This window comes from Streptomyces hirsutus (assembly GCF_001418415.1).
Taxonomy (GTDB): domain Bacteria; phylum Actinomycetota; class Actinomycetes; order Streptomycetales; family Streptomycetaceae; genus Streptomyces; species Streptomyces hirsutus.
This window is the reverse complement of record NZ_LIQT01000486.1, coordinates 1-7,631: the sequence shown is the minus strand read 5'-3', so window position 1 is coordinate 7,631 and position 7,631 is coordinate 1. Positions and strand designations below refer to the sequence as shown.

The following is a 7,631-nucleotide window of genomic DNA, read 5'->3' as shown; positions in this document are numbered from 1 at the left end:
GGGTGGACCGGGGCGGGAACGGCGAGGAACCGGGGAGAACGACGAGGCGACGACGGGAGGCGACCGGGCTACCGTGAGAGATGCGCCGGTTAACTTGTGCGAAACAAATGGGTCACGCCCGAGAAATCACCCCTGCCTAGGGTCGAGTGCAGCGTGGGCCACCCGCACTGGCCGCACGAACGATCTACCACCCCGGCGGGACGGTCGGGAGTAGGAGGAGCTGGATGTTCCAGAACGCCGACGAGGCCAAGAAGTTCATCGCGGACGAGGACGTCAAGTTCGTCGACGTCCGCTTCTGCGACCTCCCGGGCGTGATGCAGCACTTCACGGTGCCTGCTGAGGCGTTCGACCCCGATGAGGAACTGGCCTTCGACGGATCCTCGATCCGCGGCTTCCAGGCCATCCACGAGTCCGACATGGCGCTGCGCGCGGACCTCACGACCACCAGGGTCGACCCGTTCCGCCGCGACAAGACGCTGAACATCAACTTCTTCATCCACGACCCGATCACGGGCGAGCAGTACTCCCGCGACCCGCGCAACGTCGCCAAGAAGGCCGAGGCCTACCTCACCTCCACCGGCATCGCGGACACCGCCTTCTTCGGCCCCGAGGCCGAGTTCTACGTCTTCGACAGCGTGCGCTTCAAGACCTCGGAGAACGAGTCCTTCTACCACATCGACTCCGAGGCGGGCGCCTGGAACACCGGTGCGCTGGAGGACAACCGCGGCTACAAGGTCCGCTACAAGGGCGGCTACTTCCCGGTCCCGCCGGTCGACCACTTCGCCGACCTGCGCGCCGAGATCTCCCTGGAGCTGGACCGGTCCGGCCTGAAGGTCGAGCGCCAGCACCACGAGGTGGGCACGGCCGGCCAGGCCGAGATCAACTACAAGTTCAACACCCTGCTCTCGGCCGCCGACGACCTGCAGCTCTTCAAGTACATCGTGAAGAACGTCGCCTGGCGCAACGGCAAGACCGCGACCTTCATGCCGAAGCCGATCTTCGGCGACAACGGCTCGGGCATGCACGTCCACCAGTCGCTGTGGTCGGGCGGCACCCCGCTGTTCTACGACGAGCAGGGCTACGCCGGCCTGTCGGACATGGCCCGCTACTACATCGGCGGCATCCTCAGGCACGCCCCGTCGCTGCTGGCCTTCACCAACCCGACGGTGAACTCGTACCACCGTCTGGTGCCGGGCTTCGAGGCCCCGGTGAACCTGGTGTACTCGCAGCGCAACCGTTCCGCCGCGATGCGCATCCCGATCACCGGCTCGAACCCGAAGGCCAAGCGCGTCGAGTTCCGCGCCCCGGACGCCTCCGGCAACCCGTACCTGGCGTTCTCGGCGCTGCTGCTCGCGGGCCTGGACGGCATCAAGAACAAGATCGAGCCGGCCGAGCCGATCGACAAGGACCTGTACGAGCTGGCCCCCGAGGAGCACGCCAACGTGGCGCAGGTCCCGACCTCGCTCGACGCCGTCCTCGACCGCCTCGAGGCCGACCACGAGTTCCTCCTCCAGGGCGACGTCTTCACGCCGGACCTGATCGAGACGTGGATCGACCTCAAGCGCACCACCGAGATCGCCCCGCTGGCCCTGCGCCCGCACCCGCACGAGTTCGAGCTCTACTTCGACGTGTAAGGAGCACCGGCCGGACGCACGCCGCCCGGCCTCTTCTCCGCCCGCACGCACGGGCCGCTGCGAGGAGGAGTTCGGCCGTTCTCGTGTGGTGGCCGTTCCCGGCCCACTCGAGGGGCGAGCGCCCCTCGCCGTCGTCCTCGCGGAGACCGGGGCCGGCACCCTGGGCGAGGAGATGACGTACGACGTCGGCATGGCCCCAGGCGGCGGCCGCGCACAGAGGCGTTCCGTCCGTCTCGTCGCGGCTTTCCACGTCCGGGGAGGCTCCCGCCTCCAGCAGGAGGGCGACGATCTCCGTGGCCCCGCCGACGGCGGCCGCGTACAGCGGGGTGGTGCCGTCGGTATTGGCTCCATCGGGATCGGCGCCCGCCCGCAGGAGCGCACGCACCGTGCCGGCCTCTCCGAAGGCCGCCGCCTCGACCAGCCTTCCGGAGAGCTTCTTCCGTCTTCGTCCGTTCATCGGGGCGAGCGTACGCGGATGCCACGTGCCGTACGGGGGCACTGCGCCGAACGACCCCGGCGGGGCCGTTCGGCGCAGACCGTCAGAGTTCCGACACGAAGTACGGCGAGACGTTCATCCAGCCGTTGCCGGCCGCGCCGTTGCGGGTGCCCTTGGTGGTCTTGGCGAGGGTGTACCAGGAGTCGACGTAGTCCGGGTCGTCCGTCCACCAGGACGTGGGAACGGCGTCCAGGAGGGCGTCGGCGAGCGGGATGTACACGCCCTGGTCGGTGATGGTGAGCAGGACGGTGACGATGCTCTTGGCCAGGGCCTGGTAGTTGGTGTCGCCGTCGTCCTCCATCATGACGGCGTCGGCCATGTTGTATTTGTAGTTGGACCAGTTCACGAGGACCTGGTTCGGGTAGTACGTGGTGGCCGCCTTGTTCAGGTACGGCATCTCGACGGTGTCGACGCGGGGCTTGCCGTCCTTGCCGAAGCCCGTGACCAGGGTGAAGATCTCGGCGTCGCCCTTGATGCCCGGTTCCTTGACGTCGGCGATCCGCACCGAGTCGATCAGGGTGGTGTCGATGCCGGCCGTGGCGGCGAGGGGGGACGAAGTCGCCTTCGCGGCACTGGTGTTCACCTCCGACGCGGGGGCGGGGACGTCCAGTCCCTTGGCTGCCAGGGCCTCGCCGACGACCTTCAGGCCCGCGGAGACCGCCTTGGCCCCGTCGATGTCCACCAGGTAGACGGGCCGGTCCGGGGCCTCGTCCGTGTCCAGGGTGTGGGCGTTGCCCCGGCTGTCGTACGCCGTGAACCCGGTGCCGTCGTCGTCGGACGGCGCCGCGGCCACCAGCGGGGCCGCGTCCTCGGTGCCGGCCTTCGCCGCCGGGGTCACGAGGGAGACCCGCAGCAGCGAGCCGACGCCGGCCGGCAGTCCCTTGGCGGTGGCGACGGCCCGGTCGGCTTCGGCGACCGGGGAGGCCAGGCTCTGGCCGGCGGCGGTGCGGGTGCCCTCGGTCAGGGCCCGCAGGTCCACCGCGTCCCCGTCCGAGGCGGCCGCGCCGAGCTGTCTCTTCCAGGCCTCGTCGGCCAGCGACCTCGCGAGGGCGCGGGCGGTCTCGTCCTCGATCCCGGCGACCGACGACGCCGTGCCGGTGGTGGCGGCCCCGGTCGTCGCGGCCTGCGCTGCGAACGCGGTGCCCTGGAGGGGCACCAGGACGGTTGCGCTCAGTGCGACCCCGATCAGGGTGGTGCGCAGGGGCGTGGATGCGGTCAAGGTGATCTCCTGCTCGATGAAGAGTGCGATCGGATGACGTACGGCTGTCTATGCGGGTAGACCCGATCTAATACATGAGCATGACAATCGTCGGTCAAACCCTCGATCCGCACGTCTCTCACCTCAGTCCCCGAGGGCGTTCGGGGCGGTGAACCGTCCGGCCCCCGCCGGGAGCGGGGTCCCCGCGCGTGTCCGGAACCTGCTTCCCCCGGCGAACCCGGCGCGAGATGATTGAACGGACACTGTTGTTCGAGAGAGGTCACGGGGATGTCCGAGAGGGACGACGAGGAGCGCGAGTTCGACATCAAGTGGGCGGACACGGCCGAGCACAAGGAGCCGTCGGCCCGGGCCCGCATGCTCGCCGCGCGCTGGAAGGACAACCCTCCCGGCCCGGTCCCGTTCCGCGGCGAGCCGGAGCACCGGGCGTCCCGTCGCTCGTCGTCGTCCTGGGTCTCCACCGCCATGGTCCTCGGCTGTGTCGCCGCAGTGATCGTCTTCCTCGGCTACATCAATTTCCGGCCGTACTGATCACGAGGGGCCGCCCCGCCCCCGCCGGTCACCGGGGCCCGGCCTGATCGCAGAACGACCGGGCACCCCCGGGGAGCGGGGTGCCCGGCGCCGGCCAGGGATCGGTTCAGCGGTTGTAGCGCATGAAGGCCCGGACCATGTGGCAGGTCGTGTCCGACGGCTGGTGTACGCCGATCAGGTTCGCCATGCCGCGTATCGTCTCGTTGCGGGCCTGGTCGGGGAGGTAGACGCCGGAGTCGAGCAGGGCGATGGCCAGCCGCATCGCCTTGAGGCGGCGGTTGTGCGTCACGTACCAGTCCCGCGGGCGGCCCGGCGGCAGTGGCCGCTTCGCCACGGGCACGCAGGGCATCTCGAGCTGGACGGCGCGCTTCGCTGTGGACTGGATGGGCATCGGCTTGAGTGCGGCAGCGGGCACAGGGATCCTCCTGTCGCGGTCAGGGTGTCCACCGAGATCCACGCCGGCCCCGGCAACACCCTCGAACACTGCTCCTAGTTTACTGCCCGGCACTGACAATCTGGGAACCTGAAGCAGCCATCGAACGCCCAGGTGAGATGGCTAATCGCAGCCGCGGAACACCCGGTTCGAAAGGGGCGCGCGAGGCCGGAGAGAAATCGAACAGAGCGGGGTCGGGCGTACGGTGGGCGGCATGGAGATCTGGATCAATCCGGCCTGTTCCAAGTGCCGGAGCGCCATCAGCCTGCTGGACGCCGAGGGCGCCGACTACGTCGTCCGCCGCTATCTGGAGGACGTACCGAGCCCGGACGAGATCCGGGAGGTGCTGGAGCGGCTCGGGCTGGAGCCGTGGGACATCACCCGCACCCAGGAGGCCGCCGCCAAGGAGCTCGGGCTCGAGGAGTGGCCGCGGGACGACGGATCGCGCGAGCGCTGGATCGCGGCGCTCTCCGAGCATCCCCGGTTGATCCAGCGCCCGATCATCACCGCCGAGGACGGCACGGCGGTCGTGGCCCGCACCGACGAGGCGGTACGGGACGCCCTGTCCCGCTGAAGCCCAACCCCCTTGTGACGCAGGCCACTTCGGAGAATCGGCCGGCGCGCTGAGCAACACCGTTCGGGATCTCGTACATAGCGGCGTACGCTCCCCTACCGTTTCAGGAGGCGCGCATGTCGCGCAGGAGAACGCTCGGCCCCAAGAAGAAGATCGCGCTGCTGCTGAGCGCGGTGACGGTGGCCGGTGGCGGTGCCTTCGTCATGGCGAGCACGTCGAACGCCTCCCAGGCGCCCACCACCAAGTCGGCGGCCGACTCGACCGTCTGTCAGGGCCTCGCCACCGCGCTCGGCAACAACCAGAAGTTCATCGAGGGGCAACGGACCAACCCCGACGCGCAGTCCGAGGCGCGGATCGCCAACCGTGAAGCGGTCATCGCCCAGATCGAGCTCCAGCAGAAGGCGTCCGGGTGCACGGTGGGGGAGTCGGCTCAGGACTCCCAGCCTGCACAGCCCGAGCAGCCCGCGCAGCCCCAGCAGCCCGCTCCGGAGGAGCAGGCCGGCGGGGGCGACGCCGCACAGAATCCGGGCGGCGGCGCGGCGGCCTCCGGTGAGCAGGTGTGCAACGGCTCCACGATCACCCTCTCCGGCGAGGACGGCGCCCCGGCGGCGTCCAGCAACCAGTTCCCGGCCGGGACGCGGCTCAAGGTCACCAACCTGGACAACAACAAGTCCACGACCGTCGAGGTCACCGGTGTGTCCGGCAGCTGTGCCCTGCTCAACAACGCGGCCTTCGAGCAGGTCCGGGAGCCCGGCAAGTTCCTGATCCGCCGGGCGCTCATCGAGAAGGTGGGCTGAGGCCCCGGGGCCGGCCCCGGAACCCGGAAGCACCCGTGAGAGCCCCCTGAGGCGCAGACCGAGTTCGAGGGCCGGGACGTGCCGCAGCGCGTCCCGGCCCGGTCGCGCCCGGGGTGGGAGCCCTCCCCCGCTCGACCGCCGTCGAGAGCGGGGGAGGGCTCCCTGTCGTGTACGGCCCCGTCGTGCACGGCCCCTCCCCTGGTCCCTTCGCATACGACCCGCCTCCGCCACGCCGTGCTCACAGGGCGATGTGCTCACAGGGCGATCCGGGGCGCGGCGGTCGCCGGTAACACGAGGTTCACACTCGGGCAACGGCCGGGAAATCGCTTGTTGACAGGCTGAGTGTCATCGCGAGCGGGGCGCCGTGCCGGCCCCCCGGTACCGGCGTGGCGCAGCGCCGGAGCGTGCAGCACCCGCACCTGCGCACCGACCCGCCCCGGAGGAAGTGGACCGTGAGCTTCAAGGCTGAGTACATCTGGATCGACGGCACGGAGCCGACGGCCAAGCTGCGTTCCAAGACCAAGGTCATGGCGGACTCCGAGAAGACGACCGCGGTCGCCGAGCTGCCGATCTGGGGCTTCGACGGGTCGTCCACCAACCAGGCCGAGGGCCACGCCTCGGACCGCGTGCTGAAGCCGGTCTTCGTCTGTCCCGACCCCCTCCGCGGCGGGGACGACGTCCTGGTCCTGTGCGAGGTCCTGAACACGGACATGACGCCGCACGAGTCCAACACCCGGGCCGCGCTGACCGAGGTGGCCGAGCGGTTCGCCGCGCAGGAGCCGGTCTTCGGCATCGAGCAGGAGTACACCTTCTTCAAGGGCGCCCGCCCGCTCGGCTTCCCCGAGGGCGGCTTCCCGGCCGCGCAGGGCGGCTACTACTGCGGTGTCGGCTCGGACGAGATCTTCGGCCGGGACGTCGTCGAGGCGCACCTGGAGAACTGCCTGAAGGCGGGCCTGGGCATCTCCGGCATCAATGCCGAGGTCATGCCGGGCCAGTGGGAGTTCCAGGTCGGCCCGCTGGCGCCGCTGGAGGTCTCGGACCAGCTGTGGGTGGCCCGCTGGCTGCTCTACCGCACCGCCGAGGACTTCGACGTCTCCGCCACCCTGGACCCCAAGCCGGTCAAGGGCGACTGGAACGGCGCGGGCGCGCACACCAACTTCTCCACCAAGGCGATGCGCGAAGGCTACGACGCGATCATCACCGCGTGCGAGTCGCTCGGCGAGGGCTCCAAGCCGCTCGACCACGTCAAGAACTACGGCGCAGGCATCGACGACCGCCTCACCGGCCTGCACGAGACCGCCCCGTGGAACGAGTACTCCTACGGCGTCTCCGACCGCGGCGCCTCGGTCCGCATCCCGTGGCAGGTCGAGCGGGACGGCAAGGGCTACATCGAGGACCGCCGTCCGAACGCCAACGTGGACCCGTACCTGGTGACGCGTCTGATGGTCGACACGTGCTGCTCCGCGCTGGAGAAGGCCGGCCGGGTCTGAGCCGCCCCTCCCCCCGACACCCGCTGGTGAAGCGAGGGGTGCCCGTCCGCCGGGCGCCCCTCGCTCCGTCGGGTTTCGGGCCGTTCCGGGCGTCCACGCTGTGAACGGGGCTCCTGCGGGGGCCCGGGTTCTGCTTCAATGGGGGCATGGACGGTTTCCGGGAGCTCATCACGACGGGTCGCCGTGACCTCGAGCCCTTCTGGCCCTCCCGTCAGCACGACGACTTCGACCGGGAGTGTTGCCGCGCGACGACCGCGCCGGCCCTCTGACGCCGTACATCCCGGCCTTCCACCGGCGCGAACCGCGTACGTCCTCGACGAGCCCGGCCACGATCTCGCGGCCGTCGAGCATCTCGACGAACCCTTCGCGCGAAAGAGCTGACCTCTCATGGCGACCACTCGTCCTTTCCCCGCCGCGGCCGACGCGGCCACCGCCGTCTCCGCGCCCCCCTCCGCGACCC

At 70.1% G+C, this 7,631-nt stretch carries 8 protein-coding genes; 5 read left to right on the top strand and 3 right to left on the bottom strand.

Annotation, left to right across the window (positions count from 1 at the left end; genetic code table 11):
* Positions 1–224: 224 nt before the first annotated feature.
* Positions 225–1,634: a type I glutamate--ammonia ligase gene (glnA, locus tag AOK11_RS31950; RefSeq protein WP_055597182.1), complete on the top strand. Its 1,410-nt coding sequence runs from the start codon at positions 225–227 to the stop codon at positions 1,632–1,634.
* Here glnA and AOK11_RS40940 read toward each other — a convergent pair.
* Both AOK11_RS40940 and AOK11_RS31945 read right to left on the bottom strand, forming a co-directional pair.
* Complete coding sequence (locus AOK11_RS40940) at positions 1,558–2,091, bottom strand: ankyrin repeat domain-containing protein (protein ID WP_079035219.1); 534 nt, start codon at positions 2,089–2,091, stop codon at positions 1,558–1,560. The two genes, glnA and AOK11_RS40940, sit on opposite strands and share 77 nt — an antisense overlap.
* 82 nt (positions 2,092–2,173) lie before the next feature.
* The gene (locus AOK11_RS31945) at positions 2,174–3,349 is read right to left on the bottom strand and encodes a DUF3103 family protein (protein ID WP_055597181.1); all 1,176 of its coding nucleotides are present in this window, start codon (positions 3,347–3,349) and stop codon (positions 2,174–2,176) included.
* Positions 3,350–3,616: 267 nt separating this feature from the next.
* On the opposite strand from AOK11_RS31945, the gene AOK11_RS31940 reads away from it, so the two are divergent.
* Complete coding sequence (locus AOK11_RS31940) at positions 3,617–3,877, top strand: SCO2583/SCO2584 N-terminal domain-containing protein (protein ID WP_055597180.1); 261 nt, start codon at positions 3,617–3,619, stop codon at positions 3,875–3,877.
* Positions 3,878–3,983: 106 nt separating this feature from the next.
* Here the strand turns inward: AOK11_RS31940 and AOK11_RS31935 are convergent, their stop codons facing one another.
* Complete coding sequence (locus tag AOK11_RS31935) at positions 3,984–4,292, bottom strand: hypothetical protein (RefSeq protein ID WP_055597179.1); 309 nt, start codon at positions 4,290–4,292, stop codon at positions 3,984–3,986.
* Between the two features lie 232 nt (positions 4,293–4,524).
* Here AOK11_RS31935 and AOK11_RS31930 point away from each other — a divergent pair, with 232 nt between their 5' ends.
* The 3 genes from AOK11_RS31930 (at position 4,525) to glnII (ending at position 7,171) form a co-directional block, all read left to right on the top strand.
* Complete coding sequence (locus AOK11_RS31930) at positions 4,525–4,884, top strand: arsenate reductase family protein (protein WP_055597184.1); 360 nt, start codon at positions 4,525–4,527, stop codon at positions 4,882–4,884.
* 116 nt (positions 4,885–5,000) lie between these two features.
* Entirely contained in the window at positions 5,001–5,681 is a 681-nt protein-coding gene (locus AOK11_RS31925; protein WP_055597178.1) for an RlpA-like double-psi beta-barrel domain-containing protein, read from the top strand.
* A gap of 452 nt (positions 5,682–6,133) precedes the next feature.
* On the top strand, positions 6,134–7,171 hold the full coding sequence (gene glnII / locus AOK11_RS31920; protein WP_055597183.1) for a glutamine synthetase: 1,038 nt from the start codon (positions 6,134–6,136) through the stop codon (positions 7,169–7,171).
* The last annotated feature ends 460 nt before the right edge of the window (positions 7,172–7,631 follow it).